The 26,147-nt window shown below is 71.3% G+C and carries 24 protein-coding genes; 2 read left to right on the top strand and 22 right to left on the bottom strand.

All coding sequences use genetic code 11. The annotated features are described in order from the left end of the window. Window positions 1–30: 30 nt before the first annotated feature. Together H288_RS0123000 and H288_RS32705 are read right to left on the bottom strand one after the other, a co-directional pair. Complete coding sequence (locus H288_RS0123000; protein ID WP_020094933.1) at window positions 31–570, bottom strand: L,D-transpeptidase family protein; 540 nt, start codon at window positions 568–570, stop codon at window positions 31–33. A 78-nt stretch (window positions 571–648) separates the two neighbouring features. Next, window positions 649–2,097: a GGDEF domain-containing protein gene (locus tag H288_RS32705; protein WP_081636520.1), complete on the bottom strand. Its 1,449-nt coding sequence runs from the start codon at window positions 2,095–2,097 to the stop codon at window positions 649–651. Window positions 2,098–2,584: 487 nt separating this feature from the next. On the opposite strand from H288_RS32705, the gene H288_RS0122990 reads away from it, so the two are divergent. Then, a complete protein-coding gene (locus H288_RS0122990) occupies window positions 2,585–3,598 on the top strand; it encodes a crotonase/enoyl-CoA hydratase family protein (RefSeq protein WP_049961919.1) in 1,014 nt (337 codons plus the stop codon). Here H288_RS0122990 and H288_RS0122985 read toward each other — a convergent pair. From H288_RS0122985 to H288_RS0122940, 10 genes are all read right to left on the bottom strand, one after another. Then, entirely contained in the window at window positions 3,587–5,917 is a 2,331-nt protein-coding gene (locus H288_RS0122985) for an EAL domain-containing protein (protein WP_020094930.1), read from the bottom strand. The genes H288_RS0122990 and H288_RS0122985 overlap by 12 nt on opposite strands. A gap of 619 nt (window positions 5,918–6,536) precedes the next feature. Then, on the bottom strand, window positions 6,537–7,661 hold the full coding sequence (locus tag H288_RS0122980; RefSeq protein ID WP_020094929.1) for a putative sulfate exporter family transporter: 1,125 nt from the start codon (window positions 7,659–7,661) through the stop codon (window positions 6,537–6,539). Between the two features lie 28 nt (window positions 7,662–7,689). Then, complete coding sequence (locus tag H288_RS0122975) at window positions 7,690–8,022, bottom strand: hypothetical protein (RefSeq protein WP_020094928.1); 333 nt, start codon at window positions 8,020–8,022, stop codon at window positions 7,690–7,692. Window positions 8,023–8,035: 13 nt separating this feature from the next. After that, entirely contained in the window at window positions 8,036–9,241 is a 1,206-nt protein-coding gene (locus tag H288_RS0122970) for a molybdopterin-dependent oxidoreductase (protein WP_026605217.1), read from the bottom strand. 89 nt (window positions 9,242–9,330) lie between these two features. Further along, window positions 9,331–10,170 (bottom strand): GntR family transcriptional regulator, encoded by an 840-nt coding sequence (locus tag H288_RS0122965; RefSeq protein ID WP_026605216.1) that lies wholly within the window; start codon window positions 10,168–10,170, stop codon window positions 9,331–9,333. A gap of 75 nt (window positions 10,171–10,245) precedes the next feature. Continuing rightward, the gene (locus H288_RS0122960; RefSeq protein ID WP_020094925.1) at window positions 10,246–11,235 is read right to left on the bottom strand and encodes an Ldh family oxidoreductase; all 990 of its coding nucleotides are present in this window, start codon (window positions 11,233–11,235) and stop codon (window positions 10,246–10,248) included. 4 nt (window positions 11,236–11,239) lie between these two features. Further along, the gene (locus H288_RS0122955; RefSeq protein WP_020094924.1) at window positions 11,240–12,181 is read right to left on the bottom strand and encodes a hydroxyacid dehydrogenase; all 942 of its coding nucleotides are present in this window, start codon (window positions 12,179–12,181) and stop codon (window positions 11,240–11,242) included. Window positions 12,182–12,193: 12 nt separating this feature from the next. Next, the gene (locus H288_RS0122950) at window positions 12,194–13,558 is read right to left on the bottom strand and encodes a C4-dicarboxylate transporter DctA (protein ID WP_020094923.1); all 1,365 of its coding nucleotides are present in this window, start codon (window positions 13,556–13,558) and stop codon (window positions 12,194–12,196) included. A 136-nt stretch (window positions 13,559–13,694) separates the two neighbouring features. Beyond that, window positions 13,695–14,975, bottom strand: coding sequence for a UxaA family hydrolase (locus H288_RS0122945; RefSeq protein ID WP_020094922.1), 1,281 nt, complete (start codon window positions 14,973–14,975; stop codon window positions 13,695–13,697). Window positions 14,976–14,982: 7 nt separating this feature from the next. Continuing rightward, complete coding sequence (locus H288_RS0122940; protein WP_020094921.1) at window positions 14,983–15,300, bottom strand: UxaA family hydrolase; 318 nt, start codon at window positions 15,298–15,300, stop codon at window positions 14,983–14,985. Between the two features lie 337 nt (window positions 15,301–15,637). On the opposite strand from H288_RS0122940, the gene H288_RS0122935 reads away from it, so the two are divergent. After that, window positions 15,638–16,384 (top strand): sulfite exporter TauE/SafE family protein, encoded by a 747-nt coding sequence (locus H288_RS0122935; protein ID WP_020094920.1) that lies wholly within the window; start codon window positions 15,638–15,640, stop codon window positions 16,382–16,384. Window positions 16,385–16,401: 17 nt separating this feature from the next. On the opposite strand, the gene H288_RS0122930 is transcribed toward H288_RS0122935, so the two are convergent. The 10 genes from H288_RS0122930 to H288_RS0122885 form a co-directional block, all read right to left on the bottom strand. Next, complete coding sequence (locus H288_RS0122930) at window positions 16,402–17,406, bottom strand: ABC transporter substrate-binding protein (protein WP_020094919.1); 1,005 nt, start codon at window positions 17,404–17,406, stop codon at window positions 16,402–16,404. Between the two features lie 25 nt (window positions 17,407–17,431). Then, on the bottom strand, window positions 17,432–19,057 hold the full coding sequence (locus H288_RS0122925) for a thiamine pyrophosphate-binding protein (protein ID WP_020094918.1): 1,626 nt from the start codon (window positions 19,055–19,057) through the stop codon (window positions 17,432–17,434). A 13-nt stretch (window positions 19,058–19,070) separates the two neighbouring features. Further along, window positions 19,071–20,795, bottom strand: coding sequence for an FAD-binding protein (locus H288_RS0122920; protein WP_020094917.1), 1,725 nt, complete (start codon window positions 20,793–20,795; stop codon window positions 19,071–19,073). After that, window positions 20,792–21,403, bottom strand: a complete 612-nt coding sequence (locus tag H288_RS0122915; protein WP_020094916.1) for a fumarate hydratase C-terminal domain-containing protein — start codon at window positions 21,401–21,403, stop codon at window positions 20,792–20,794. Before H288_RS0122915 ends, H288_RS0122920 begins: the two co-directional genes overlap by 4 nt. A 10-nt stretch (window positions 21,404–21,413) precedes the next feature. Beyond that, window positions 21,414–22,286 carry a fumarate hydratase gene (locus H288_RS0122910; protein WP_020094915.1) on the bottom strand — a complete coding sequence of 291 codons (873 nt, stop codon included), beginning with the start codon at window positions 22,284–22,286 and terminating at the stop codon, window positions 21,414–21,416. 30 nt (window positions 22,287–22,316) lie between these two features. Continuing rightward, window positions 22,317–22,694 (bottom strand): succinate dehydrogenase, encoded by a 378-nt coding sequence (locus tag H288_RS0122905; protein ID WP_020094914.1) that lies wholly within the window; start codon window positions 22,692–22,694, stop codon window positions 22,317–22,319. Continuing rightward, complete coding sequence (locus H288_RS0122900) at window positions 22,691–23,020, bottom strand: succinate dehydrogenase membrane anchor (RefSeq protein WP_020094913.1); 330 nt, start codon at window positions 23,018–23,020, stop codon at window positions 22,691–22,693. Before H288_RS0122900 ends, H288_RS0122905 begins: the two co-directional genes overlap by 4 nt. Further along, window positions 23,017–23,769 (bottom strand): 2Fe-2S iron-sulfur cluster-binding protein, encoded by a 753-nt coding sequence (locus H288_RS0122895; RefSeq protein WP_020094912.1) that lies wholly within the window; start codon window positions 23,767–23,769, stop codon window positions 23,017–23,019. Before H288_RS0122895 ends, H288_RS0122900 begins: the two co-directional genes overlap by 4 nt. Then, the gene (locus H288_RS0122890; RefSeq protein ID WP_020094911.1) at window positions 23,766–24,788 is read right to left on the bottom strand and encodes an ABC transporter substrate-binding protein; all 1,023 of its coding nucleotides are present in this window, start codon (window positions 24,786–24,788) and stop codon (window positions 23,766–23,768) included. Before H288_RS0122890 ends, H288_RS0122895 begins: the two co-directional genes overlap by 4 nt. Before the next feature lie 434 nt (window positions 24,789–25,222). Continuing rightward, window positions 25,223–26,146 carry a CDP-diacylglycerol diphosphatase gene (locus H288_RS0122885; RefSeq protein ID WP_049961883.1) on the bottom strand — a complete coding sequence of 308 codons (924 nt, stop codon included), beginning with the start codon at window positions 26,144–26,146 and terminating at the stop codon, window positions 25,223–25,225. Window position 26,147: the final 1 nt, after the last annotated feature.

Here is a 26,147-nt window from a genome sequence, read left to right as displayed (position 1 = left end):
AACGCTCCGCCCGACGACGCCCGATCCCGCTCAGCTCCGGATCTCGATCGGCGTGCCGACCTCGACCCGCGCGTAGATCGCGCGGGCCTCGGCGTTGGTCACGCCCACGCAGCCATCCGTCCAGTCGATCAGACGATGCAGGCGGCCGACCCAGGAGAAGCCGTTCCTCAGACCGTGGATCATGATGTCTCCGCCGGGCGGCACGCCGGCCGCGGACGCCGCGGCGCGGTCGGCGGCGTCCGGATAGGAGATCCGCAGCGCGAGGTGGGCGATGCTGTCCGGGTTCTTGCCCGCGATGCGGTAGCGACCCTCGGGTGTTCGGCCGTCGCCCTCCATCGCCTTCGGGCCGATCGGCGCGAAGCCCAGCGAGACGCGGTAGACCGCCAGGACGCGTCCGCCGCGCAGCAGCGTCAGGCGCCGTTGCGCCTTCTCCACGCGGACGAGATCCGCGCGCTCGGCCTGCGGCACCAGGCCGGGGGCCGCGGAGCCCGCGGGACCGTCGGCCGTCCCGAAGAGGAGGGCGAGCGGCGCGACGCAGAGGATCGGTCCGACGAGGTGGCGGCGTCTCATCGGCCGATCCTACGGGGCAGGCGTTTCACGGCCAAACGACCGGGCCCGGATCGCCGCCGGTCAGGGTCGATCCCGGAGTCAGGCGGCCCATCGCAGGGCGTCGCGGCCGGCGTGCTTCGCCTCGTACAGAGCGCTGTCGGCCCGCTGAGCCAGCGCTTCGTAGCCCTCGCCCACGCGCGCGACGGCCAAGCCCATGCTCAGGCTGACCGGCGCTTCGGTCCCGGCACCGGTCGAGAACGGCAAGGCGCGTGCGCTCGCGCGGATCCGCTCGCACACCGCCCTGGCGCGCTCGAGGTCGCTCTCGCGGAGAAGGATCACGAACTCGTCGCCGCCGAGGCGCGCGACCAGATCCCCCGGGCGGATCTGCGATGCGAGCAGCGATCCGAGAGTCTCGAGCGCGCGATCGCCCGCCGGATGCCCCCAGCGGTCGTTGATCTGCTTGAAGTGATCGATGTCGATCGCGATCAGGCTGACGGGCGGGAGTGCCCTGACGGGCAGGATGGTCTCGATCTGATGCTCAAAGCCCGCACGGTTGAGCAGTCCTGTCAGGGAATCGGTGAAGGCGCTCCTCGTCATCTCCCGATCGTGCGCGGCCAGCTCGGCCGTGAGCCGCGCCCGCGCGGAGACCTCCGCCGCGACGGGCAGGCAGGTCAGCAGGATGAAGGCCAGAAACACCTGGAACGCCTGCGCCTGCGTGACGGCGTCGGCCGCGATCAGGACCATCGGCCCGCGACCGTACATCGTTGCGACGCCTCCGATGACGGCCACGACCATCACGGCCGCGGTGACACCCAGGCGGCCCAGCCGGAAAGCGATCAGGATGAGGGGCGGGAAGATCAGGAACAGCAAGGGGCGGCTGGTGCAGAAGAAGGTCGCGTACGCGACCGAGCCTGCGAGGACGAGCAAGGCGGCCGCTTCGAGCCGGTCCCGCCAGCTCCGCTCCGCGAGCGCACGCGCGTAATCGCCTCGGAACAGCGAGAGCAGGAAGGGCGTGAAGACGATGAGTCCCAGGCCGTCGCTCGCGACCCAGGTGCCGAACGAGCGCAACAGGGGCTGGCCGAAGACGAGATGCGCCGTCAAGCCTCCCAGGACGCCGCTCGCGGCCGGTGCCAGCAATCCCGCGATCGCGAGGAACCGCAGGGCGGATCTCGTGGATTGCAGCAGGGCGTCCTGCTCGTAGGTCCTTCGCAGGAGACGGACGGCCAACATCACCTCGGCGAGGTTGGCGAGACTGTACAGGAAGGGGCCGAGCACAGTGCCCCGCGTCAGGACATTGGCCGCGATGTTCGCGGCCAATCCGGCGCTCAGCACCGTGCCCGATCGGACCCTGTCATGGGAGAGCAGCAGGGCGACCAGAATGGCATTGGCCGGCCATAGGGCAGCGATGTCGTGTCCGCTACTGGCCAGGCTCAGTGTCGAAGCTGCGGTGCAGAAATAGAGAAACGCTGTCGTCAACCATAGATAGAGTGCCGGCTTCTCGTCGCTCTCGTCGTCGGATCGCTCTCGGATCATGGTCTCGATAGACATGAAAATTTATAACGAACAGATAATATTGTGCAACTATTGGTATGCTACTCGTCTATAATACAACTGCTGGGGATGGAGACAGCAATCGTCATGATCGGCGATCGGCGCAGCGAGCATTGCGCCGACTCGCATGATCGGAGATCGGAGCCGTTACGGGGTGCCGCTGAGGCGTCCGTCGCGCGGTTGACCGCGCGTCCCCGCGGCGGACCCGGTCTCGCGCGGAAGCGGCGGGCGTGCCGCTTCACGCCTGCCGTCCGCGATCCCGCCGGACCGAGCCGGCGCCGTCGAGGCCGTGGAGGTCGAGGGTCAGGGCGGCCGCCGGGGCGTCGGCGGGCCTCTCGTCCGGAGAGGCCCGCCTCGCAAGCAAAGGTGGCTAAAAGGCCGGCATTAACCAAAGCTTAATTATCTGAGGAGGGCCGCTCCGGCTGCCTAGCTCCGCAACGCCGGCTGAGATACGGTTAAGGATCACTTAACGGATCCGAATACGATGGCGTCTATTACAGGTCTCGCCAAAGACTTGGTGCCATACCCTGGTCCTGTGCCGCTGCGACGGCGTCCGACGGCCGCGCGGCGGCCGAGCGAGAAGCGGATCGCGCCGACCGTCTCGTCTCCCGACCACGGCCTTTCCGAACTCGCTCAGATCGAAGTCAATCTCGAAACCGACACCAGCACCCTGTGGGCCTTCATGCGCCCGCAGGGCCGCCCGTGCCAGAATTCCGAGATGCTGGCCGACTTCAGCCGCCTGCAGGATGGCATCGAGCGCGGTTTCGGCAACGGCAGCCTCGACCTGAACTACTTTGTCTTCGGTTCACGATTTCCCGGCGTGTTCAGTCTCGGCGGTGATCTGAGCCTGTTCGCGAGCAAGATCCGCGCGGGCGACGAGGCCGCGCTGGTCGGTTACGGCAACGCGTGCGTCGATGTTCTTCATCGCAACATGAACGCGCTGAACCTGCCGATCATCACGATCGGCCTCGTTCAGGGCGACGCGCTGGGCGGGGGGTTCGAGGGCCTGCTCTCGTTCGACGTGATCATCGCCGAGAAGGGCACCAAGTTCGGCTTCCCGGAGATCCTCTTCGGGCTCTTCCCCGGTATGGGGGCCTACAGCTTCCTCGCCCGGCGTCTGGGGACCATCAGGGCTCAGGAGATGATCCTCGATGGGAGAACCTACACCGCGGAGGAGATGCACGAACTGGGAATCGTTCACGTCCTCGCCGAGCGTGGCCAGGGCGAAGCGGCCGTGCGCGCGTACATCGCCGGCAACCACCGGCGCCGCAACGGGCAGCAGGCGATCTATCGAGCCGCCCGGGAGGTCAATCGCATATCGTTGGAGGAACTGAGAAAGATCGTCTCGGTCTGGGCGGCCGCCGCGATGAATCTCACGGACAGGGATCTGAGCATCATGGAGCGGCTCGTCCTGGCGCAGGACAGGCTCAGGGGAAAAGCCCAGGCCGCTCAGGCCCGCACGGTGACCGCGCGGGGGCCGGCGGGGTCAGCTCGCTAGCTTCGTCACGGGCTCCGCGGCCGCGAGCATGGCCCGGATCTGGGATGCGGCGACCGGACGACTGAACACGTAGCCCTGGATCAGATCGCAGCCCTCGGCCCGGAGGATGGAGAGCTGCGTCTCCGTCTCGACGCCCTCGACGACGATGGCCATCCCGATGCTCCTTCCCATCCCGACGATCGCCCGGATGATCGCGGTCGACTCGGCCTTCCTGTCCAGGTCCCACACGAACGACCGGTCGATCTTCAGCTTGTCGAAGGCGAAGTTTCTCAGGGAGCTCAGGGACGAGTAACCGGTTCCGAAATCGTCGATCGACAGGCGGATCCCGAGCTGGCGGAGCGTGTGGATGGTCTCGACGATCTTGTGCGTCGCGCCCAGCGTCACGCTCTCCGTGATCTCGAGCTCCAGGCGATGCGCCGGGAGGCCGGAGCGGTTCAGCGCGCCGATGACGTGGAAGGCCAGCTGCGGATCACCGAACTGACGCGGCGACATGTTGACCGCGACGCTCACGGTCGACGGCCAGTTCCGGGCCTCGCGGCACGCTTCGTTCAGAACCCAGTCGCCCAGCTGGACGATGAGCCCCGTGTCCTCGGCCACCGGGATGAAGTCCGACGGCGGGATGTAGCCGGAGACGGGGTGCTGCCACCGTAGCAGGGCCTCGCAGCTCACGATCGCCCCGGTGCTCGCGTCGACGATCGGCTGATAGTGCAGCTCCAGTTCGCCGTTGGTCAGGGCGGCCCGGAGATCGGACTCGAGGGCGTGCCGCGCGCGCGTGGCCGCTTCCATCTCGTGCTGGAAGATCTTGAACCCGCTCCTGCCGGCCCCCTTGATGGCGTAGAGGGCGATATCGGCGCATTTCAGCAGCCTGTCCTCGTCGTTGGCATGGAACGGGGCGATCGCGATGCCGATCGAGGCGCCGACCGTGACGTGGGTGCCGTCGATATCGAAAGGTCGCTCCAGCTCGTGCAGGACGCGCTGCGCGAGATCCTCCGCGACGGCCGGCGACGTGACGGATTGCTGGACGATGACGAACTCGTCGCCGCCGAGGCGGGCGACCGATCCGGACAGCGCCCCGATCCCGCGCAGCCGGTCCGCCACCATCTGCAACAACCTGTCTCCGGCCGGATGCCCCAGCGTGTCGTTGATGACCTTGAAGTGGTCGAGATCGAGCAGATGGACCGCGAAATCGCCCTTGCTGCTGGCGCTGGCTTTCAGCGCCTGGGAGACCTTGGCCTTGAAGCTGCTGCGATTGAGCAGGCCCGTCAGATCGTCGTAACGCGCCATCTGCTGGATGCGGGCTTCGCTCCGACGCCGCTCGGTGATGTCCTCGAAGATGATCACGTAGCCCTTCTCGGCGGTCCGCCGCTGCATCAGGGAGACCACGCGATCGTCGGGGAGGATCAGGACCAGGTTTCCCGACCTCAACGCGTTCGACGCCGCCGAGAATGTCGAGAGCGTCGCGCCGCGCCCCGCGGTTCGCTCATCGATGATGGCGCGGCTCAATGCGTACAGCGATTTGGCCGTCGAATTGGTGTGGATGCGGTTCGAGGGAATGCCCGATATCGAGAGGAACTGGTCGTTCCAGACCTGGAGCCGGCCGCGCGCGTCGAACATGCACAGTCCGTGCGACATGTTGCGCAACGCGATGTCGAAGAGATTGGCCTGGGCCTGGAATTTCTCGGCGAGCGCCTCCTTCTCGCGCGTCGTCACCAGGGCCGACACGATGATCTCGCGCGTGCTGAGCGTGATGTCGATCATGCCGTAGGCGAACAGGAGCGAGAGGATGCCGAGCGAGGCCCGCTCGCCGTCGCCCGACACGAGCAGGCCCGCCGACAGCGGCATCGCCGACAGGAGCACCTGCGCGATGGCCAGCAGGGGGCGGCCCGCATTGCGGCCCGAGATGCCCGCGGCGTAACCGATCGTGAACGTGGGGGTGATGACCTGGAGCGCGAGGTTGGACGACCGCGTCGTGATGAGGAACGACAGGATGCCGAGCGACGCGGCGTAGGCGAACGCGCCGAGGGAGAAGTAGGTCTCCCAGAGCTCGTAACGATCGTGCTTCTGCGGCCCCTTCGTCAGGTAGATCCGAGCGAGCACGATGCGGGTGAGGCCGATCAGGCCGACCGCGAACGCGGTCACCGTGATCGCGCGATCGTCGGACCAGAACGCCGCGGCCGTGGCGACGATCGTCCCGGACGCGGCGCCGACCGCGAGCGACGCGAACGGCTGATACAGCCCGTCGACGAGCGAGCGCTTCACGCAGCGCGCGAGGAGGGCATCTTCAGCGAGTGCGGCCCGCAGCTTGGAATACAGTCCCAACGCGGCGTCTCGCTACTTCGCTCTCGTCGAGGGGGTCATCATTGTAGCAGTTCAATCCCAGGTTATATCCGCATATTAGCGGCCTCGAATTTCAGAAATATTGAAAACCGTGGTTAACGGCGCGCGCGGGGCAAAACTCTGCTTCGAATATTTGTCTCCTCTGCGCAAATATTCGGTGATCTCCGTCGTTCGCAAGGCCGAATATCGGTGCCGCGCCGGGCAGTCCGGCGCATGTATGGACGGGACGGGCGCGGAGGGTTCACTCATATCCCGTCGGGCGTTGCGCCGCGGACACCCCATATCCGGAGCTGTCGTCTTGCTCGGCCGCGTTCGGCGCGAAGACGTCTGCCTGTTCGTCAGACGTCGCGGCGATCGCGCGATCCTGCCCCGGCGGCATCGTGGCACCGCCGATCCCGTTGCGCGCTCGACGTCCGCATCGGCGCCCGGATGACGTCGTCTCGTCGGGGACTTTCACGCTCCCGGGCGGGCGACATCGCTGTCCGCCGTGCGCGACCGCCACCGTTGCGTGTGAGCCGCTTCCCCGGCGCGATCGCGCTCGCGGAGCCCGGGCCACCCGCGCGTGGACGCCGGCGGGTGCGGCGCGCCGCCGGCGACCGGCTCAGCCGATCCCGAGGCCGCGGATGAGCAGGACGGCGACGGCCAGCAGCACGAGGAGCGAGGCGGTGACCGCCATCGTGACCCGGCCGCCGACCTGGGCCAGCACGCGCACGTCCACCCCGAGGCCGAGCGCGGCCATCGACACGATGGTGAGGAAGCCGGCGAGGCGGGAGATCGGCGCGACCCAGGCGTCCGGGATCAGCCCGAGCGAGCGCAGGCTCGCCAGGGCCAGGAAGCCGAGGATGAACCACGGGACCAGCTTGAAGAAGCCGGGCCGGCGCCGGGCGCTCCCGGGGGCGCTTCCCCCAGCAGGCTCGGCGGTCGCTCCCGCCGCCGGCAGGCGCGGGGCGAGGAGCGAGAGCGCCAGCACCACCGGCCCGAGCATCAGCACCCGGACCAGCTTGACGAGTGTGCCCACCTGCGTGGCGAGCGGGCCCACCGGGACGGTCGCGGCCAGCACCTGCGGCACCGCGTAGACGGTCAGGCCCGCGAGCACGCCGTACTGGTGCTCGCTGAAGCCGACGAGCGGCACGAACAGCGGCAGGCCCAGCACCATCAGCACGCCCAGCACCGCCGTGAAGGCGATGGCCGCCGCCACGTCCCGGTTGTCCGCCCCGATCACCGGCGCCACCGCGGCGATCGCCGAGTTGCCGCAGATGGCGTTGCCGCAGGCGATCAGCAGCGCCATGCGCACCGGCAGGCCCAGGGCGCGGCAGAGCGCGCAGCTCGCCAGGATGGTCAGCGCCACCGCCCCGACGATGCCGGCCAGCAGCGCCGGGCCCGAGGCGACGATCGCCCCGAGGCTGACCGCGGCGCCGAGCAGCGTGACGGCCACTTCCAGCACCTGCTTGGCCGAGAAGGCGATCCCGGCCTTGAAGCGCGCGCCCGGCACCCAGGCGGTCCGCACGGCCGTCCCCAGCAGGATGGCCAGCACCAGCGCCTCGACGTAGGGATGGCCGGTCAGGTGCTCCTCGCCGGCCTGCAGAGCCTGCGCCACCGCGGTGATGCCCAGGCACAGGAGCAGGCCCGGGAGCAGGGTGCCGGCCGCCCCGGCCCAGGCGGAGGCCCCCCGCGACCCGGTCGGCGCGGCCCCGGACCGGTCCGGCACGGCGGTTCTGACGGTCATCGCGCGACCTCCTGCCCGGTCTCGGCGCTCAGTAGGCCGCGCCGAGATAGCCGGCGATGGCCCGGGCCTGCTCCTCCGTGATCGGCGCCCGGTAGACCTTGATCATCTTGGCGACCTCGGCGTCCCAGAACGCCTGCCCCTTCCGGGGCGGCTGCATGGCGACGTAGTCGGCCGAGTGGCAGGTCAGGCAGTTCTCCTGCGCGGCCTGGAAGCCGGCCGCGTGCGCGGCATCCGGGGCCGGCCGGAACTGCGCCGTCGGCTCCGGCAGCGCGTAGGTCTCGGGCGCGGCCAGCGCGGGTGTCGCGGCCAGCGCGGCGGCGATCGCGACGACCGACGCGCGGGGTGGGCGGGTGCTGAACATGCCGATCCTCCCTCTAGGCCGCGCGCACGCGGGTCGTCTCGACGACGTTGCGCATGTAGCCGGCGGGGTTCCAGCGCGGCTCCATCGGCTGGGTCGCGCCGTCGTTGCCCGTGGCCCGCACGCGCAGGGCGTGGGCGCCCGGCGCGAGATCGACCTCCGCGGTCCAGGTGCGGAAGGCGTAGGGGCCGAGATCCTGGCCGAGCCGGGCCGCGCTCCAGGTCCGGCCGTCGTCGGCCGAGACCGCGACGTCCCGGATGCCCGAGCCGCCGTCGAACGCGATGCCCCGCAGGGCGACCGGACCCGCCTTCACCGGCGCGCCGTCGGTCAGGTTCGTCAGGAAGGAGCGGACGTTGAGGCGGCCGATCGGGACGGTCCTGTCCGGCGCCTTGCCGGGCTCGGTGCAGGCGCAGGGATTGTCGGGGATGCGGTAGGCCGTCTTCATCCAGAAGCCCTCGAAGGGGTGATCGAGGACGGCGATGCTGTCGAGGTGCTTGACCCAGTAGGTGCCGTAGTAGCCCGGCACCACGAGGCGGAGCGGGAAGCCGTTGAGCCAGGGCAGGTCCTGCCCGTTCATGCCCCAGGCGAGCAGCACCGCGCCGTCCCGGGCGTGGTCGAGGGTCAGCGCCTTGGCGAAGTCCGGCGTCTCGGGCAGGACCGGCCCGTCGAGGCCGTTGAAGGCGACCTGCACGGCGCCGGCCTTCACGCCGGCCCGGTCGAGCACCGTCTTGAGCGGCACGCCGGTCCAGCGGGCGCAGCCCATGGCGCCGTTGGCGAGCTGGCCGCCGGCGATGCGCGGCTCGAAGAAGCCGCGGGAATTGCCCGAGCACTGGTTGACCGCGACGATCTCGGTCTGGGGCATCGCCTTGAGGTCGGCGAGCGACAGGGAGAGCGGGCGCTCGACCTGCCCGGTCACGGCGACGCGGAAGGCCTGCGGGTCGATCTCGGTCGGGATGTCGGCGAGGTGGTAGCGGACGAAGAACGCGTCGTTCGGCGTGATCGCGCCCCCGTCGAAGACCGCGAACGGCGTCTCCAGCTGCGGCGGGCGCGCGGTCATCTGCAGGAGCGGCCGCTTGCCCGGATAGGCCACGAGCGGCCGCTCGCCGTTGCCGAAGGGCAGCGTCCCCCCGTCGGCCGCCCGTGCGCGCGGCACGCCCCCGAGCGCGGCGAGGGCGCCGAGGGCGCTCAGCCGCATGAAGTCCCGTCTTCCGCGATCGGTCATCGCGCGCTCCCCGTTCAGGCTGTGGCAGCGGAGGTCCGGTTCGGCGCGCCCCGCCTTCGACTGCGAGGCGGCGCGTCGGGGGATCCCGGTCAGCGAAGGACCGAGAGGTAGTGGATGTCCTGCGTCAGGCAGGTCGAGAGGCGCCACTCGACCGGCCGCTCCTCGAGGTCGATGGCGACGCGGTCGATCTCGAGGGCGGGGGTTCCGGCGGGCACCTGGAGCAGCTCGGCCTCGCGGGGCCCGATCGCCACGGCCTTCAGGCGCTCGTTGGCGGTGGCGATCGTGATGCCGTAGCGGGTGGCGTAGAGGCTGTAGAGGGTGTTCGGCAGCTCGATCTGGGCGATGCCCGGGAACAGGCCGGCGGGCACGCTGATCGTCTCGACCACGCACAGCTTGGCGTCGACGGCGCGCACGCGCTCGATCCGGACCACGCGGGCGGACCGCACGAGGTCGAGCCGCCCGCGCTCGTCGGCGCTGGCGGCCGCCTCCGCGATCCCCGTGACCCGGCTCGTGGGCATGCCGGTGCCGTCGCCGTCCGGCCGCAGCTTCAGGAAGCGGAAGACGCTCTGCTTGTCGTCGTGGTCGGCCACGAACGTCCCGCGGCCCTGGCGGCGCACCAGCAGGCTGTCGGCGGTGAGCGCGTCGAGCGCCTTGCGCACCGTCCCCTGGCTGACGCCCAGCTCGGCGGCGAGCTGCCCCTCGCTCGGAAGGATCTGGCCGGGCTGCCAGACCGCGTCGGCCAGGCGCTTCAGCAGCGTGTCGTAGACCTGCCGGTAGAGCGGGCGGAAGCCGACCGCGCCGGCGCGTCCCGAGTCTGCGCGCCCCGAGTCTGCGCGCCCCGAACCTGCCTGCCCTTCGCCTGACCGTTCCATCGCGTGACGACGCTGAGCCCCATCCGTGGGTAGAGCGTCGAAGGTTGTGTCCAGCACCTCTCCCTCCTCTCGCTTACGTCGCCCTGCCGACGGGAGCAATCACGGGTTCTTCCTCCGCACAGGCGTTACGCCTCACAGCGCCCGGATCTCGGCCACGAGGGCTTCGGCCACGTCGAGGCCCGCCTCAGCGGCCCGGCGGCGGAGCCCGAGCCGGCGGCTGCCCGGGAGCCGGGCGCCGTCCTGCGCCTCGATCGCGCCGGCCAGCGCCGCGAAGCGCTCCGGCGCGTCCGGGCTGAGCGCCGAAGCGTCGAGGGCGAGGATCAGCTGCCCGGTGCCCGGCGGGTCGCCCGCGGCGTCGAGGAACGAGGAGGCTTCACCGGCGAAGCGCGCGCCGACGAGCCCGGCGGCCAGCAGCTCGACCATCAGGGCGAGCGCCGTCCCCTTGGCGTCGCCCAGCGGCACCATGGTGCCGTCGAGGGCGGCCGTGGCGTCGGTCGTCGGGCGTCCCTCCGCGTCGAGGGCCCAGCCCTCGGGGATCGGCTCGCCGCGCTTGGCCGCCCCGACGATGTTGGCGCGGGCCACCTTCGACAGGGCGAGGTCGACCACGATCGGCGCGCGGCCCGGCAGCGGGCAGGCGAAGGCCAGCGGGTTGGTGCCGAACACCGCCTGACGCCCGCCCCAGGGGGCCATCGCGGCGGGCGTGTTGGCGAAGAGCAGGGCGACGCAGCCCTGCTCGGCCAGGGCCTCGACCGGGCGGCCGGCCGCGCCGCAATGGTGTGAGCGGCGGATGCCCGCCGCCGCCACGCCCTGCTGGCGCGCGACGCCCGGCAGCGCCTCCAGGGCGAGGTCGATCGCCGGGTAGGCGAAGCCGTGGGCGGCGTCGATCGCGAGCAGGCCCGGCCGCGGGCGCGACGCAAGCGGGACCGCGTCGCCCGCGACCTTCCCGGCACGCACCTGCGCCGCGTAGGGCGCGACCCGCGACAGGCCGTGGCCCTTGAGCCCGTCCGCCTCGGCGCCGACCAGGGCGCGGGCGACGCTCCGGGCCGCGGCCTCGGCCGTGCCGCAGCGGACGAGGGCGTCGCCGGCGAGGGCCTCGGCCTCCGACAGGGTCAGGTTCGGCATCGGCTCAGCGCTCCGTGAGATGGCGGCGGACGGCCGCGGCCGTGACGGCGGAGACGCGCACGTTCGATTCCTGCGTCACCCCGGCGATGTGCGGCGTGAGGATCAGGTTCGGCACGTCGGCGAAGGCGGCGCCCGCCGCCGCGTCGAGGGGCTCGCGGTCGAACACGTCCAGCGCCGCGCCGCCGAGATGGCCGGACCGCAGGGCTTGCGCCACGGCGGCCTCGTCCACCACGCCGCCGCGGGCCGCGTTGATCAGGATCGCGCCCGCAGGCATCCGGGCCAGCGCCGCCGCGTCGATCAACCCGCGGGTCTGATCGGTGAGCGGCACGTGCAGCGAGAGCACGTCGCTCTGGGCGATCAGCGCGTCGAGCGCCTGGCTCTGCACGGGGCCGTAGGCCGGGTTCCAGGCCGGGTCGCCCGCGGCCACGAAGGGGTCGTGGGCGGCGATCGTCATGCCGAGGGCTACCGCCCTCCGGGCGGTCTCGCGGGCGATCGACCCGAAGCCGACGAGGCCGAGGCGCTTGCCGGCGATCTCGCGGCCCATCAGGGCGTTGCGCGGCCACGTGCCGGCCGCCACGCGGGCCGTGGCCCCGTAGGCGCCGCGCAGGAGCAGCAGCGCGGTGGCGACCACGTACTCGGCGACCGCGCCGTCGTTGGCGCCGGTGGCCGGGTAGACCGCGATGCCGCGCGCCCGGCAGGCCGGAACGTCGATGTTGTCGAGGCCGACGCCGAGGCGGCCGACGACCTTGAGGTCGCGGGCGGCGTCGAGCAGGGGGCCGCGGACCTGGGTCCGGTTGCGCACGATCAGGGCGTCGGCTTGGGCCACGGCGGCGGCGAGGTCCCCGGGCCGGTCGACGAGGCCGGGATCGTACTGCACGTCGAGGCCGGCGAGCTCGGCCGCGATCGCGGCCTCGTCCATGAACTCGCTGATGATGACCTTGGGCATGGAGGATCCTTCTCAGGTCGCCGGCACGGCAGCGGGGAGGGGGCGGCGCAAGGCCGCCGCCGGCTCGCGGGCTGGGATCGCGTCCGCCGCCTCGTCCTCGTCGTCGAGGAGGTCGAGGTTCGGGGTGATGCGGCCGTCGAGCACCGCCCGGGCGTGCGCGAGGTCGATCTTGCCCTCCCAGCGGGCGATCACGAGGGTCGCCACCATGTTGCCGACCGCGTTGGTCACGCAGCGCAGCTCGTTCAGGATGCGGTCCACCCCGATGATCAGGGCGATGCCCGCCACCGGCAGGAGCTGCGAGGCCTGGAGCGTCGCGGCGAGCACGAACAGGATGGCGCCGGCCACGCCCGCCACGCCCTTCGAGGTCACCAGCGCGATGGCGAGGATGCCGAGCTCCTGCTCCCAGGTCAGCGGCACGTTGAGGGCCTGGGCGATGAAGCCGATCGCCATGGTCAGGTAGATGCACGAGCCGTCCATGTTGAAGGACAGGCCGGCGGGCATCACGAGGCCGGTGACGCTCTTGTCGACCCCGAGGCCGTTGAGCTTGGCCATGATCCGCGGCAGCACCGATTCCGAGCTCGTGGTGCCCAGCAGGATGAACAGCTCCTCCCGGCTGTAGCGGAACAGCTTCCACAGGCTCAGGCCGACGTAGAAGCGCATCACGCCGCCGAGGAAGACCGCGATGAACACGATGAAGGTCAGGTAGAGGGAGACGATCAGCATCCCGTACTGGGCGAGGATGCCGAGCCCGAACTTGCCGATGGTGAAGGCCATCGCGCCGAAGGCCCCGATCGGCGCGAAGTGCATGATCAGGCCGACGACCTTCATCAGCACGTCGCCGAAGGCGTGGACCACCTTGAGCGGGAACTCGCCGCGCCGGCCCAGCATCGCGAGCCCCATGCCGACCAGCACCGAGAAGAACATCACCTGGATCAGGTCGCCCTTGGCGAAGGCGTCGACCGCGCTGTGGGGGATGATGTTGGCGACGATCTCCATCGGAGACTGCGCGTGGGCCTTGCCGGCGATGCCGGCGACCAGCTTGGCGTCGAGGCTGTCGACCGTGGCGTTCACGCCGTCGCCCGGCCGCAGCAGGTTGACGAACAGGAGGCCCGCGGCGAGCGCCACCGTCGTGGCGACCTCGAAGTACAGGATGGTCTTCAGGCCCATCCGGCCGACGCTCTTCATGTCGCCGACATGCGCGATGCCGACCACGACCGTGCAGAAGATCACGGGGGCGACGATCATCTTGATCAGGTTGATGAACATGTCGCCGAGGATCTTGCAGCCCACCGCGAAATCGGGCGCGACCACGCCGACGCCGATGCCCAGGGCGATGCCGAGCAGAACCTGGCCGTAGATCGACCGAAGCAGCCTCATGCGTTCCTCCAGAATGACGGGACGGAGGCCGCCGCGGTTTCCCCCGCGGTCGTGCGCTCCGGCGTGGTCCTGACCCCGTGGCGTCGGGGCCGCGCCCGCGGACCGGATCGCGGTCCGCGGGCGCGGGACTTGTGCGTCAGGCGCTGCGGTAGAGCTTCGTCATCACGAATTCCCGGTGGCCGAGGGACTCGGCCGCCGTGAGCCGGCCGTTGGCGGTGCGCACCACCATGTCGATGAGCGCGTCGCCGGCCTGCGGGATCGTCATCTCGCGGGTGAGCACACCCGAGACGTCGACGTCGATATGCTCGCCCATGGTCCGCACGGTCCGGGGATTGCCGGTGATCTTGATCACCGGGACGATCGGGTTGCCGATGACGTTGCCCTGGCCCGTCGGGAAGGTGTGCACCACGTAGCCGGCCGCCGCCATCAGGGTGACGCACTCGGCCGCCGCCGAGGACGTGTCCATGAAGTACAGGCCGGGCCCCTTGGCGGGCGCCTCCGCAGGCTGCAGCGCGTCGATGAACCGGCATTCGTGGCCGATCTTCTCGAGGTTGCCGAGCGCCTTCTCCTCGATCGTGGTGAGGCCGCCCGCGATGTTGCCCTTGGTCGGCTGCGAGTCCGAGAGATCGTCGGTCTTGTGGGCCTCGATCACGTCGTCCTGGTAGGCCTTCCACATCGTAAACCACTTGTCGGAGACTTCCGGGCTGATCGCCCGCTCGCGGCAGAGGTGCTCCGCGCCGGTGATCTCCGAGGTCTCGCCGAACACCCCGTAGATCCCGTGCGGGATCAGCTTGTCGTACATGTTGCCGACGGTGGGGCAGGAGGCGAGGCCGGTGGTGGTGTCGGACTCGCCGCACTTGGTCGAGACCCAGAGGTCGGCGATCGGGCATTCCTCGCGCTGGAGCTCGGTGGCCCACTGCACGAAGCGCTTGGCCTGGTAGCTCGCCTTGGCGACGATCGCGATGTCGCCGTGGCCCTCGATGCCGAAGCCGACGACCGGCTTGCCGGTCTTGGCGATGCCCTCGACCACGCGGTTGGTCCACTGGTCCTCGATGCCGATCACCACGACGGCGGCGACGTTCGGGTTCGAGCCGATGCCGATCAGGGTGCGGAAGTGGAGGTCTAGATCCTCGCCGAACTGGAGCCGGCCGTAGGCGTGGGGCAGCGCCATCGTGCCCTTCACGTTGTTGGCGACCGCCTCGCAGGCGGCGTTGGACAGGTCGTCCAGCGGCAGGAGCACGACATGGTTGCGCACGCCGACCCGGCCGTTCTCCCGGCGCCAGCCCATGAAGGTGGCGGAGGTGTAGTTCTCCGAGGCGCGCCGGGTCGCGAGCGCCTTGGTGGCGAACTGATCGGGCGCACCGCCGACGAAGGGGGTGGCGATCTCGTGTTCGAGCTGAGCGGCTTCCTTGAACATCGTCACCTCACCAGCGCTTCGTCTTGACGTTGTGGACGTGGACGTGCTCGCCCTTGGCGACGTCCTTGATGACCTTGCCGATGTCCTGGCCGTACTTGATGGCCGTGTCGCCGGCCTTCAGGTCGGTGAGCGCGACCTTGTGGCCGATCGGGATGTCGTGGCGGACATGGACCTCGAAGGTGCTGTCGTTCTCGGTGACCACCCCGAAGGCGTCGGTGCTCGCGCTCAGGCCCTCGATCACCGCGACGGCGACGTTGTCCTGGGGGGAATGGGCGAGAAGATGCGGCTTGCGGCGCCCCGCGCCGGACGCGGCGTGGCTGCTCATGCGGTCCTCCTGATCTGCGTCGTCGGCTTCTCGGCGGCGACTGGTCTTATATAAGACCAATGAGGTGTCCGGCGTCAACGGGTGATCGAGGGGTGCGGGTGATTTCACTGGTTCGGGGACGGCACCGAGCGCCCCATCCTCCTCTTTGGCGAAGGGAGGTCGCAGGCCGGATCCGGATGGGCAGCCCTGTCGCGTTACAGAGGCATGCGCCTTGCCCCGTCGGGCCAGTCTTATATAAGATACATGGAAACAGAGCCCGCCCCGGCGGGACGCGGGCCGGGAGGACGAGAATGGCGGGTGCGCGCGCGGATGGCATCGGCCGGGCCGGGCGCCCTCGGTGAACGAGACGCTCCTCCTCGTCCTCTGCGTCGGCTGCGCCGGCGTGATCTCGGGCCTGACGGGCTTCGCTTTCGCGCTGATCGCCTCCGGCACGCTGCTGTCGATCCGCACGCCCGTGGAGGCGACCGCCCTGGTGCTCGTCTGCAGCATCCTCTCGCAGGTGATCTCGATCCTGCGCCTGCGGACCTGGCCGCCGCGGGGCACCGCCTTCGCGATGATCCTGCCGGGCCTCGTCGGCGCGCCGATCGGCATCCACCTGCTGCACGATCTCGATCCGCGCTTCATCAAGGTCGCGATCGGCGCCTTCCTTGTCCTCTACAGCGGCGGCGTCGCCCTGCTGCGCGCCGATTACCGGGTCGGCTTCGGCAATCGCTGGAGCGACGGCGCGATCGGCTTCCTCGGCGGCGTGCTGGGCGGCATCGCGGGCCTGTCCGGAGCCCTGCCGACGGCCTGGAGCCTCGTGCGCGGCTGGGATCCGCGCACCCAGCGGGCAGTCTACCAGTCCTTCACCCTGGTGATGCAGGTCTGGGCCCTGACGATCCTCGTCTATCTCGATCCGCTGCCGCCCGAGCTCCTCGGCGACCTCGCCCTGGCGCTGCCGGTGGTGCTGGTGAGCGTGCTCGCCGGGCTCTCGCTGTTCGCCCGGATCGACCAGCGCCGCTTCCGCACGCTCGTCCTCGCGCTGCTCGCCGCGATCGGCCTGACCACGACGGCCCTGGCGCTGCCCGGCCTGCTGCAGAACTGAGCGCGGCCGGTGGGGCGTCAGCTGCCCGCCTTGTCGTGGACGCCCGCGAAGAACAGGTCCTTCCAGCTCTCCGGCCGGCGGCGGATCGTGCCGGTGCGGGCCATGAAGTCGGCGACCTTTCCGACCGCCCGGGGCGTCGCCGTGAAGGAGACCTGCGGGTCCTTCAGGATCTCGGTGATCAGCCCGACATCGCTCCCGTCGCGGGCGAGCCGCACGTAGGCGCGCGCCGCCTCCGACGGATCGGCCGTGATCGCGGCGAGCGCCTCGTCCAGGGCGGCGCCGAAGGCCGCGACGACCCGCGGGTTGGCGCCCGCGAAGGCCGAGGACGCCCAGACGACGTTGAAGGTCGAGGGTTCGCCCAGCACGTCGAAGCTGTTCAGCACCGTGCGGATGCCGGGCCGGCGCAGCTCCAGCTCCTGGATCGGCGCGGCGGTGAAGTGGGCCGTCACCTCGCTGCCCCCGAGGAGCGCCGCCATGCCGTCGGGATGGGAGAGGGTGACGGTGAGCCGGTCGAGGTCGTTGCGGCGGCCTGCGCCGAGCTCCCTCTCGGCGGCCATCTGCAGGAACATCGCCTGGACCGAGACCTTCACGGCGGGGAGCGCGATCTTGTCCCGGTCGGTGAAGTCGGCGAGCCGGTGCACCTTCGGATTGCTGGTGTTCATCAGGAGCGGCATGCTGTTCATCGCCGCCACGCCCTTCACCGCCATGGCGGTGCCCTCGGTCTTCGACCAGAGCAGCACGAGGGGCGGCACGCCGCCGGCCGCGAACTGGATCGTCCCGGAGAGCAGGGCGTCGTTCATCGCGGCCCCGCCCGCGAGGGTGAGGTAGCGCACCTGGAGCCCCGCCACGCCGCGGGCGGCCGCGGCCTTCTGGAGCAGGCCCTGCTCCTCCATCAGCATCAGCGGCAGGTGGCCGAGGCTCGGCTGGCGGGCGATCGCCACCGCGCCGACCTCGTCGGCCCGCCCCGGGACGGGACTCGCCAGGAACGCCGCGGCCCCGGCCAGAACGTCGCGTCTGCGCATGATCCCCCCTCCTAAGCGGTGTTCCTCAGCCAGGGCGGCGGATCACCGGCGCCGCCACGCTCTCGATCATCACGTTGATGCAGGCCGGCAGGCCGCTGGCCTGGGCCGCCTCCAGCGCCGCCGGAAGTTCGGCCGCCTCGGTCACCAGCGCCCCGAAGCCGCCGAGGGCCTGGACGACCGTGTCGTAGCGGGTCGGGAGCAGGTCGCAGTGGCGCGTCCGATCGGGGCCGTAGCTGCGCAGCTGGATCTGGTGCTCGGCGTTCCAGCGCGCGTCGTTGCCGACGACCGCGATGAACGGGATCCGATAGCGCACGGCGGTGTCGAACTCGGCCATGTGGAAGCCGAAGGTGCCGTCGCCCAGCACCGCGACCACCGGGGCGCCGGGCCGCTCCAGTGCGGCGGCGATCGCGAAGGGGATCGACGCGCCGATCGTGCCCGAGACGCCGTTGATCAGCCGGCGCCCGCCGCGGACCAGGGCCTGCGGCCATTGCCCGATCTCGCCGCCGTCGCAGATCAGCGTGCCGTCGGGGTGGCGTTCCAGGAAGGCGTCGACCGCCCGGCACAGCTCCACCGGGTGCAGGCGCTGACCCGTCCCGTGGAAATCCGCCCAGGCGGGCGGCCGGTAGGCGAGGGCGGCCCGCGCCTCCCGGTGCCAGGCCTCCCGGCGGGGGAGGGCGGTGGCGCGCGCGGTCAGCGCCGCCAGCACCGGCCGCGGATCGGCGAGGCCCGAGACGGCGAGGCGGTCGGCCGGCGCGCGGGCCAACAGCGCCGGATCGGGATCGACGACGGCGAAGCGGCAGTCGGGCGCGAGGGCGGGCGCCGCGCCGAAGCGCAGGGTGAAGTCGAGCGGCTTGCCGAGGAGCACGAGGAGATCGGTCCGCGCCAGGATCTCCGCGAAGGCGCCGAGCGCCGGATCGTTGATCCCGCGCGGGCTCTCCATGCCGACGACCGGCAGGCCGAGAGTTTCTTCCAGCGTTGCCATGGCAGCCCGGCCGGAGGCGTCGCATAGCGCCGGGCCGCAGGCGATCAGCGGCCGTTCCGCCCCCGCGAGGGCAGCGAGGAGATCGGCCACGAGATCCGGCGCCGGCTCGGCGATCCGGATGGCGGCCGCGGCCCGGTCCGGGATCCGCACCGAGGCGGCGGGGACGGCCGTCTCTAGCAGGTCGACCGGCAGGCTCAGATGGACCGGGCCGGGCCGCCCCTCCCGGGCGATCCGGAAGGCCCGGGCGAGGTCCGGCCCGAGGGCGGCGACCGACCCGGCGGTCCAGGCGGCCTTGGTCATCGGCCGGGCGATGTCGGCCTGGGCCAGTTCCTGGAAGGCGCCGCGCCCGAGCTCCGACAGGCCCGCATGGCCGGAGAGCAGCAGCACGGGCGACTCGGCCGCGAGCGCCGTGGTGAGCGCCGCCGCGCCGTTGGTGTGGCCCTGCCCACCGGTCACCAGGGCGACGCCGACCTCGCCGGTCAGCCGGCCCCAGGCGTCGGCCATGTGGACGCAGGCCGCCTCCTGGCGGGTGTGGATGAGGCTGATCCCGGTCTCCAGCAGGGCGTCGAAGACCGGCATGATGTGGTTGCCCGACAGGGTGAAGATCCGGGTGACGCCGAGCGCCTCCAGGGTCCGGGCCACGATGTCGGCGCCGCGCAGGGTCTGCATGGACGGGCTCTCCTCAGGCGGCGGCGTCGAGGAGCGAGCCGCCGGGCCGCACATGCGTGAAGTGCACCGGCTCCATCGCGAGGTCGAGCGCCCCGCCGCGCTGGCGGACCACGGTGAAGTGCGAGGTCGCGAGGTCCGAGGCCTCCGGGAAATCCTCGCGGAAATGGGCGCCGCGGCTGTCGGTGCGGGCGAGCGCCGCCCGGGCGACCGCCTGGGAGACCAGCACGAGGTTCTCGAGGTTCAGCCGGTCCATCCAGGTCAGCGCGTAGCGGCGGTCGCCGTCCGGCGCGCCGGCCCGGGCGACCGCGTCGGAGAGCCCGTCGAGGGTGGCGAGCGCCCGGGTCAGCCCGGCCGCGTCCCGCAGGATGCCGACATCGGCCCACATCGTCTCGTAGAGCGCCTCGCGGATCTCCGGCAGCGACTCCGCCGGCCGGCCGAGCGGGCCGTAGGCGCGGGCGAGGCCCGCCTCGATGGCGGCGGGATCGGGCTCGGCGAGGCGGCCCTCGCGCGTCACGGCCCGCGCCATGGACTGGCCGGCCAGCCCCCCGAACACCGTGGAGTTCGCAACGCCGTTGCCGCCCAGCCGGTTCGCCCCGTGGACGCCGCCGGTATCCTCGCCGGCCGCGAAGAGGCGCGGCAGCGCGGTGGTGCAGTCGACCGCGAACTGGAGGCCGCCCATCATGTAATGGGCGGTGGGGATGACCTCGACGAGCCCGCCCGCGAGGTCGAAGCCGCAATCGGCGCAGCGCTCGACCATGCCCTTGAACCGGCGGCGCACGTCCTCGGGGCCGAGATGGCTCATCTGGATGTGGACGCCCCCGCTCGGCGTGGCGAAGCCGTCGCGCAGCCGCCGCATGATCGAGCGGCTGACCACGTCCCGGGTCGCGCGCTCGGCCCGCGGATCGTAGGCCTCCATGAAGCGCTGGCCGGTGGAATCGAGGAGCCAGCCGCCGGCCCCGCGCAGGCCCTCCTCCAGCACCGTCCCGGTCATGCGGGTGCCGGCGCCGGCGAGCAGCCCGGTCGGGTGGAACTGCACCATCTCCATGTCGCGCAACGGCAGCCCCGCGCGCAGCGCCATGGCGAGCCCGTCGCAGGACTTGTCGCCCGACGGCGTGTGGTACTTGTACATGGTCGGCCCGCCGCCGGTGGCGAGCAGCACGGCCTTGGCCCGCACCAGCTTCGGTTCGCCGGTGCGCATGTCGAGCATCAGCACGCCCGCCAGCCCCGATCCATCCCGGGCCGGGATCAACTCCAGGGCACGGTGGTCCTCCAGGCGGCGCACGTCCCGGCGCCAGACCTGCTCGGACAGGCGGTTGATGATCTCGATGCCGGTGAGGTCGCCCTTGTGCACCGTCCGGTCGAAGGTCTGGCCGGCGAAGGCCTTCTGGTGGACGCTGCCGTCCGGGTTGCGGTCGAAGAAGCAGCCGAGCTCGGTCTCCAGCTCGCGGATCCGCACCTGCGCCTCGGTGACGAGCGTCCAGGCCAGCGCCTGGTCGTTCAGCCACTTGCCGCCCTCGATCGTGTCCATGAAGTGCCGCTCGACCGAGTCGCCCGGCGCCAGCGCCACGTTGTAGCCGCCCTGGACCATGCGGGTGCAGCCGCATTTCCCCATCAGACCCTTCACCGCGACGGTGACGTCGAGGTCGGGCGCGATCTTCTTGGCGTGGAGCGCGGCGAACAGCCCGGCCCCGCCGGAGCCGAGGATCAGGATGTCGGTCTGGACCTGCTCGGGGCTCATCGGGCATCTTCCAGGGAGGCGATGACGGCGTCGCGCCGGGCGGCCACGTCGCGCTGCACGTCGGCGAAGAGCGAGCCGCCGTGGGAATCCATCCCGACCAGCAGCGGCCCGAAATCGCGGATCGCGAATTGCCACAGGCTCTCGGGGTGGAGGTCGTCGAGGTCGACGTCCACGATGGTCTCGATCCAGGTGGTCTCCAGCGCCGCCGCGCCGCCGACGATCGCCAGGTACGCGCCGCCGCGCCGCGCGAAGGCGTCGAGGGTCGCCGGTCCCATGCCGCCCTTGCCGACGATGAGGCGCACGCCCTCTCGCTCCATCAGGGCGTCGGTGAAGCGCTCCATGCGCATCGACGTGGTGGTGCCGATGCAGAACGGTGCGAAGCCGACCGGCGCCTCGTTGGAGACCGGGACGCGATGGACGTTCGGCGCGGTGTGGATCACCGCGTGGCCGTTCAGGTCGAGCCGGGTGCGGCGGTCCCGGTCGAACATGTGGATCAGGGTCGCGTCGCGGATGCCGAACAGCCAACGCCGCAGGGTGACGGTGTCGCCGATCCGGAGCGCCCGGATCTCGGCCTCGCCGGCCGGCATGTCGAGGACGTGGTGGGCCACGGTCTGCTCCTCAATCGAACGCGATGCCGCCGGGCGTGAGCGTCGCGCGGGCGCGGCGGGCCGAGTGGCACTGGATGTTCACCGCGACCGGGTTCTGGGTGATGTGGGTCGCGGCGAGCTCGACATGGACGGCGAAGCTCGTGGACAGGCCCCCGAGCCCCTGCGGGCCGATGCCGAGTTCGTTCACGGCCCGCGACAGCTCGGCCTCGATCCGGGCGCCTTCGGGATCGGAGCAGACCGAGCGCAGCGGCCGGGTCGCCGCCACCTTGGCGAGGTGCATGCACAGGTCGGAGGTGCCGCCGAGCCCGACGCCCACGATGGTCGGCGGGCAGACCCGGCCGCCGAGCTCGATCACCCGGTCGATGACGAAGCGCTTGGCCGCGCCGATCCCGTCCGAGGGCAGCAGCATCTGCAGGAACGAGCCGTTCTCGGAGCCCGAGCCCTTCGGGATCATCTCCACCGCCACGGTCTCGGGCCGGTCGTCGAAGTCGACGTGGATGATCGGCACGCGGATGCCGCAGGAGGTCTGCTCGTTCCTGCGGGTGATCGGGTGGACCACCGAGGAGCGCAGGGAGAAGTCCTTGGTCGCCCGCTCGCAGCCGCGCCGGATCGCGGCCTTGAGCGCGGCGCCGTCGAAGCGCACGTCGGCGCCGATCACGACGTTGTAGATCGGGATGCCGGTATCCTGGCAGAGGATATTCTTCGTGCGCTCCGCGACCGCGACGTTCTCCACCATCGTGTCGAGGATGGCGCGGCCGGTGGCGCTGGTCTCGGCCCGCTGCAGGTCGGCGAAGCCCGCCTTGATGTCGGGCGGCAGGATCTTCAGGGCGCGGACGTAGAGGTCGCGGCAGACCTCCTCGAATTCGCGGATGTCGAGATCCATGGCGGGTCTCCGCTGGTGACGGTCGGGGGATCAGGCCCCGCTCAGGAGGAACAGCAGGCCGACCGCGAAGGCGGCCGCGAGACAGCCCGCCACGACGCCGGCATTGCGCTCGCGGAAGCGCAGCCACTCGATGGCGAGCACGCGCAACCCCAGCGCCATGTGGACGGCGAGCGCGCAGACGAGTCCCCATTCGGCCGTGCGGACGAGGCCGTTGTGGGTGAGGCCGAGGAAGCTCTCCAGCCGGTCGGCACCCTGGAGCGCGGTGCCGAGCGCGATGAAGTGCATCGGCAGGAACAGCGCCAGGGCGATCCCCGAGAGCCGGTGGATCAGCGCGGCGGCGAAGCCGGGCCGGCGCAGGGACGCGCGGGTGATGCCGGCCCGCCCGGCCGTGCCCGGGGCGGTCCTCATGCCGCGTACACCGCGAGTGCCGCCCGCAGGCCCAGCCCGGCGAGCAGGGCCGAGAGGGCGATCATGGCGACGTCGAGGGAGCGGCCGCGCCAGCCGGTCCACTCGCGCAGGACGCTGCGCAGGCCGATCGGCGCGTGGATCGCGGCGGCCAGGACGAAGACCGCGTAGAACAGCAGGAAGGCGAGGTTGCCCTGCGTCCGGCCCAGGATCTCGCCGGCCGTGAGCCCGCCGCGCACCGCGTAGAGGATCGTGCCGAGATGGACCGCGACCGTGACCGCCAGGATCGCCGCGGTGCCGCGCTGGGCGAGGTACAGGAGCGGGCTCATCCGCGCCTCCAGAACCGGCGCAGCGCCGCCTTGCCGGTCTCGCGCTTGAGGCCCGCGATCGAGAAGGTCGGGCTCAGGCCCTTCGGACAGTGCTCGGTGCAGCTCATGTGGCTGTGGCAGGAGTGGCAGCCGGCATCGCCCGCCACCGCGGCGAGCCGATCCCGGTCGCGGTCGCGCACGTCGTTGACCAGCGTCCAGGCCCGGTTGAGGGCCGCCGGCCCGAGATAGTCGGGGTTCCACGTCACCAGATCGCAGGCGGCGTAGCAGACGCCGCAATTGATGCACTCGATGCCGGCATCGACCTCCCGGCGCGCGGCGGATTCCGGTTCCACGACCGCGAAATCCTCGGGCGGGTTCTCGCCCGGCTCGAAGAAGCCGTGGGCCCGGCGCCACTTCTCGAAGAAGGGCTCCATGTCGACCGCGAGGTCCTTCACCACCGGCAGGTTGCGCAGGGGCTCCAGCAGAAGCTCTCCGTCGGGCGCCACGGCGGCGACCCGGGTCCGGCAGGTCCAGCGCGGGCGCCCGTTCACCGTCATGCCGCAGGAGCCGCACATGCCGACGCGGCAGGCGAACCGGTAGGCGAGGGTCGGGTCCTGGTCGCGCTGGATCTCGGTGACGACGTCGAGCACCGTCTGGTTGGCCCGGCGCGGCACCGCGTAGTCCGCGACGGTCTCGCCGCGCCGGACATGCACCCGCAGCGTCTCGCCTGCACCCGGGTCGACGGCCGCGTGGCCGACGGGAGCCGTCACCGGTTGGCCTCCTTCGGAGCGCCGGCAGCGTTCGGATCGGGGAAGAACAGCTCGCTCTCGCTGTCGGCCTTGGCCGAGACCAGCCCGGCCCGGTTCATGTACGCGAGGTAGGCGAGCATCCGCTCGGGCTTGGTGGTCCAGGCGTTCTGCGGCGCGCGGATGATGGCCACGGCCTCCTCGGGCGAGATCTTCGCCCCCTCGGCCTTGATCCACAGGGCGGCGGCCCGGGCCGGGTCGTCGCGGATCAGCGCGAGGCTCTCCTCCAGCGCCGCCCGGAAGGCCGCCGTGACCTTGGGGTTCTCGGTGACGAAGCGGTTGGTCGCCCAGACGAGGTTGAAGGTGTGGGGGCCGCCCATCACGTCGTAGCTGTCGAGCACCTTGCGGGCGCGCGGGTCCTTCAGCTCCATCTCCTGGAAGGGCGGAGAGCCGAAATGGGCGGTGATCTCGGAGCGGCCGCCCATCATGGCGGTCTGCGCGTCCGGGTGCCCCATCGAGACGGTGAGCGGGTCGAGCTTGGCCTGCTGGCCCGGCCCGAAGGCCTTCTCGGCGGCCATCTGCAGGGTGATGGCCTGGATCGAGGTCTTGGCGGTCGGCAGGGCGATCTTGTCCTGGGGCCCGAAATCCGTGATCGCCTTCACCGCCGGGTTGATGGTGACCAGCCAGAGCGGCATCGCGTTCAGCGCCGCCACGCCCTTGACCTTGAGATTGCCCTGCGTCCGGCCCCAGATCGTCAGGAACGGGCCGACGCCGCCGGAGGCGAGGTCGAGGTTCCCGGAGAGCAGGGCCTCGTTCATCCCCGAGCCGCCGGTGAAGCGCAGCCACTCGGCCTTGACGTCGAGCCCGCGCTGCTTGGCCTGCTTCTCGAGCAGGCCCTCCTCCTCCATCACGGTGAGCGGCAGGTAGGAGATCCCGAACTGCTTGGCGAGCCGCACGGTCGAGACCTCGGCCCGGGCGGCGCCGAGCGCCCCCCATAGGACCGCGACCGTCCCGACGAGCCGGATGATGCTCCGTGCCGTCATGGCGCTCCTCACCTGTCCGCGCGCCGATCTTGCGAAGTCCGCGACCTCGTCGGCGTCGGATCGAGGATACGCCCCCGGGAAGGCCTGTCAACATTCATGTGTCATATATATGACTTGAGGGCCGAGCTCCCGGTGGCTGCACCGAGGCGCCCCGTGCGCGAGGGGACCGGCGGCGGATCGGCGGCGTGCGACCGGCTCTCGCCCTCGCTCTCATCGCGATGATCGTCGACATGGCACGCGTCAGAGTCGGCCCTTGTCTCGGGCTACCCGCCCCGCTGCGGGCGTCGGCACAGATTTAAGGTCATTTATAAGACTTGCGCGCAGGCGTGCCGCTGCCGGCTGCCGCGACGTCGCTCACGCGAGGGCCGGCCGGAATGCGGCCTGCGGCCGGCACCGCGCAACCCGACCCGCGGCGGAAGCCGGATCCGCCCGCGTCAGTCTTCCAGTGGCCGAAATCCGCTCGATGCGGGCTCCGCCGCCACGGCGCAGGTGTGGTCCTGCACGACCTCGCCGTTGGAGGCCTTGCCGAAGCGGCTGGTCACCAGACCGTCCAGGAGCACGAAGCCCGGCTTCGCGCCCGGAAACTCGGCGCCCACGACAGCCAGGGCGTGCTCGCCCATGGCCGAGCGCGCCCCGTCGTCGCGCGCCAGCAGGTCGAACGGGTCCGCGGTGCCGAGATCCTCGCCGAGCACGCGCATCGCCCTGTACGGGCGACCGACCAGCGGCTCCGCGAGAGGGGCCCAGCGATCCCCGATCGTGGGTGCGAGGCGGCGGAGGGTGTCGCGGACATCCTGGCGGACGCAGTCGATGTGGATGTGCAGCTGCCCCTGAGTCCGCCGCAGCCGCGAATTCACCGCGAGACTGACGTCCCGCCGGTCGAGCGGATGGCCGAGACGCTCCTCCACGAAGGTTCGGGCGCGCCACGCCTTGGCGAAGTAGTTCGTCGTGCCGGGCTGGAGGAGCACGGGGCTCTCGATGCCGGTGATGCGCGCCGTCGGGATCAGGAGGAACTGCGCCCGCCCGCGAAGGTCTTTGAGGATGGCGTATCCCTTCTCGACCCCACCCTCCAGGTCGACCAGGCTGCACGGTGCGGGGCCCTGTCCGCGCAACGCGTGGGGGACGCACGCGCCGTGCACGATCGCCCACAGGGCTCCGCCCTTCCCGAGGAGGTTGGGCACGAGGGCGACGGCCAGCCAGACGGCCGTCGCCGCGAGGACGAGCAGGATGCCCAGCGATCGCCGCGACAGCCCGGTCCTCGCGCGCCCCGTCGAGCCGCGCGGTGACACGGTGCCCGGCCGGCCGCGGACGGCGTCACGCACCTGACGGGTGAGCTCGGCCGCGGCTCTGCGCAAATCCATG

This window comes from Methylobacterium sp. 285MFTsu5.1 (assembly GCF_000383455.1).
Classification (GTDB): Bacteria; Pseudomonadota; Alphaproteobacteria; order Rhizobiales; family Beijerinckiaceae; genus Methylobacterium.
The sequence above is the reverse complement of the archived record's forward strand: the minus strand, read 5'-3'. Positions and strand labels throughout refer to the sequence as shown.

Bases quoted from the DNA above. Each gene is read 5' to 3' on its own strand.
- H288_RS0122980 (WP_020094929.1), bottom strand. From the start codon at position 7,661: ATGACCGTCAGAACCGCCGTGCCGGACCGGTCCGGGGCCGCGCCGACC.
- H288_RS0122930 (WP_020094919.1), bottom strand. From the start codon at position 17,406: ATGCGCAGACGCGACGTTCTGGCCGGGGCCGCGGCGTTCCTGGCGAGT.
- H288_RS0122990 (WP_049961919.1), top strand. From the start codon at position 2,585: ATGGCGTCTATTACAGGTCTCGCCAAAGACTTGGTGCCATACCCTGGT.
- H288_RS0122920 (WP_020094917.1), bottom strand. From the start codon at position 20,795: ATGAGCCCCGAGCAGGTCCAGACCGACATCCTGATCCTCGGCTCCGGC.
- H288_RS0122970 (WP_026605217.1), bottom strand. From the start codon at position 9,241: ATGACCGATCGCGGAAGACGGGACTTCATGCGGCTGAGCGCCCTCGGC.
- H288_RS0122885 (WP_049961883.1), bottom strand. From the start codon at position 26,146: ATGGATTTGCGCAGAGCCGCGGCCGAGCTCACCCGTCAGGTGCGTGAC.
- H288_RS0122890 (WP_020094911.1), bottom strand. From the start codon at position 24,788: ATGACGGCACGGAGCATCATCCGGCTCGTCGGGACGGTCGCGGTCCTA.
- H288_RS0122945 (WP_020094922.1), bottom strand. From the start codon at position 14,975: ATGTTCAAGGAAGCCGCTCAGCTCGAACACGAGATCGCCACCCCCTTC.
- H288_RS0122910 (WP_020094915.1), bottom strand. From the start codon at position 22,286: ATGGATCTCGACATCCGCGAATTCGAGGAGGTCTGCCGCGACCTCTAC.
- H288_RS32705 (WP_081636520.1), bottom strand. From the start codon at position 2,097: ATGTCTATCGAGACCATGATCCGAGAGCGATCCGACGACGAGAGCGAC.
- H288_RS0122925 (WP_020094918.1), bottom strand. From the start codon at position 19,057: ATGCAGACCCTGCGCGGCGCCGACATCGTGGCCCGGACCCTGGAGGCG.
- H288_RS0122950 (WP_020094923.1), bottom strand. From the start codon at position 13,558: ATGAGGCTGCTTCGGTCGATCTACGGCCAGGTTCTGCTCGGCATCGCC.
- H288_RS0123000 (WP_020094933.1), bottom strand. From the start codon at position 570: ATGAGACGCCGCCACCTCGTCGGACCGATCCTCTGCGTCGCGCCGCTC.
- H288_RS0122955 (WP_020094924.1), bottom strand. From the start codon at position 12,181: ATGCCCAAGGTCATCATCAGCGAGTTCATGGACGAGGCCGCGATCGCG.
- H288_RS0122975 (WP_020094928.1), bottom strand. From the start codon at position 8,022: ATGTTCAGCACCCGCCCACCCCGCGCGTCGGTCGTCGCGATCGCCGCC.
- H288_RS0122900 (WP_020094913.1), bottom strand. From the start codon at position 23,020: ATGAGCCCGCTCCTGTACCTCGCCCAGCGCGGCACCGCGGCGATCCTG.
- H288_RS0122940 (WP_020094921.1), bottom strand. From the start codon at position 15,300: ATGAGCAGCCACGCCGCGTCCGGCGCGGGGCGCCGCAAGCCGCATCTT.
- H288_RS0122905 (WP_020094914.1), bottom strand. From the start codon at position 22,694: ATGAGGACCGCCCCGGGCACGGCCGGGCGGGCCGGCATCACCCGCGCG.
- H288_RS0122960 (WP_020094925.1), bottom strand. From the start codon at position 11,235: ATGCCGAACCTGACCCTGTCGGAGGCCGAGGCCCTCGCCGGCGACGCC.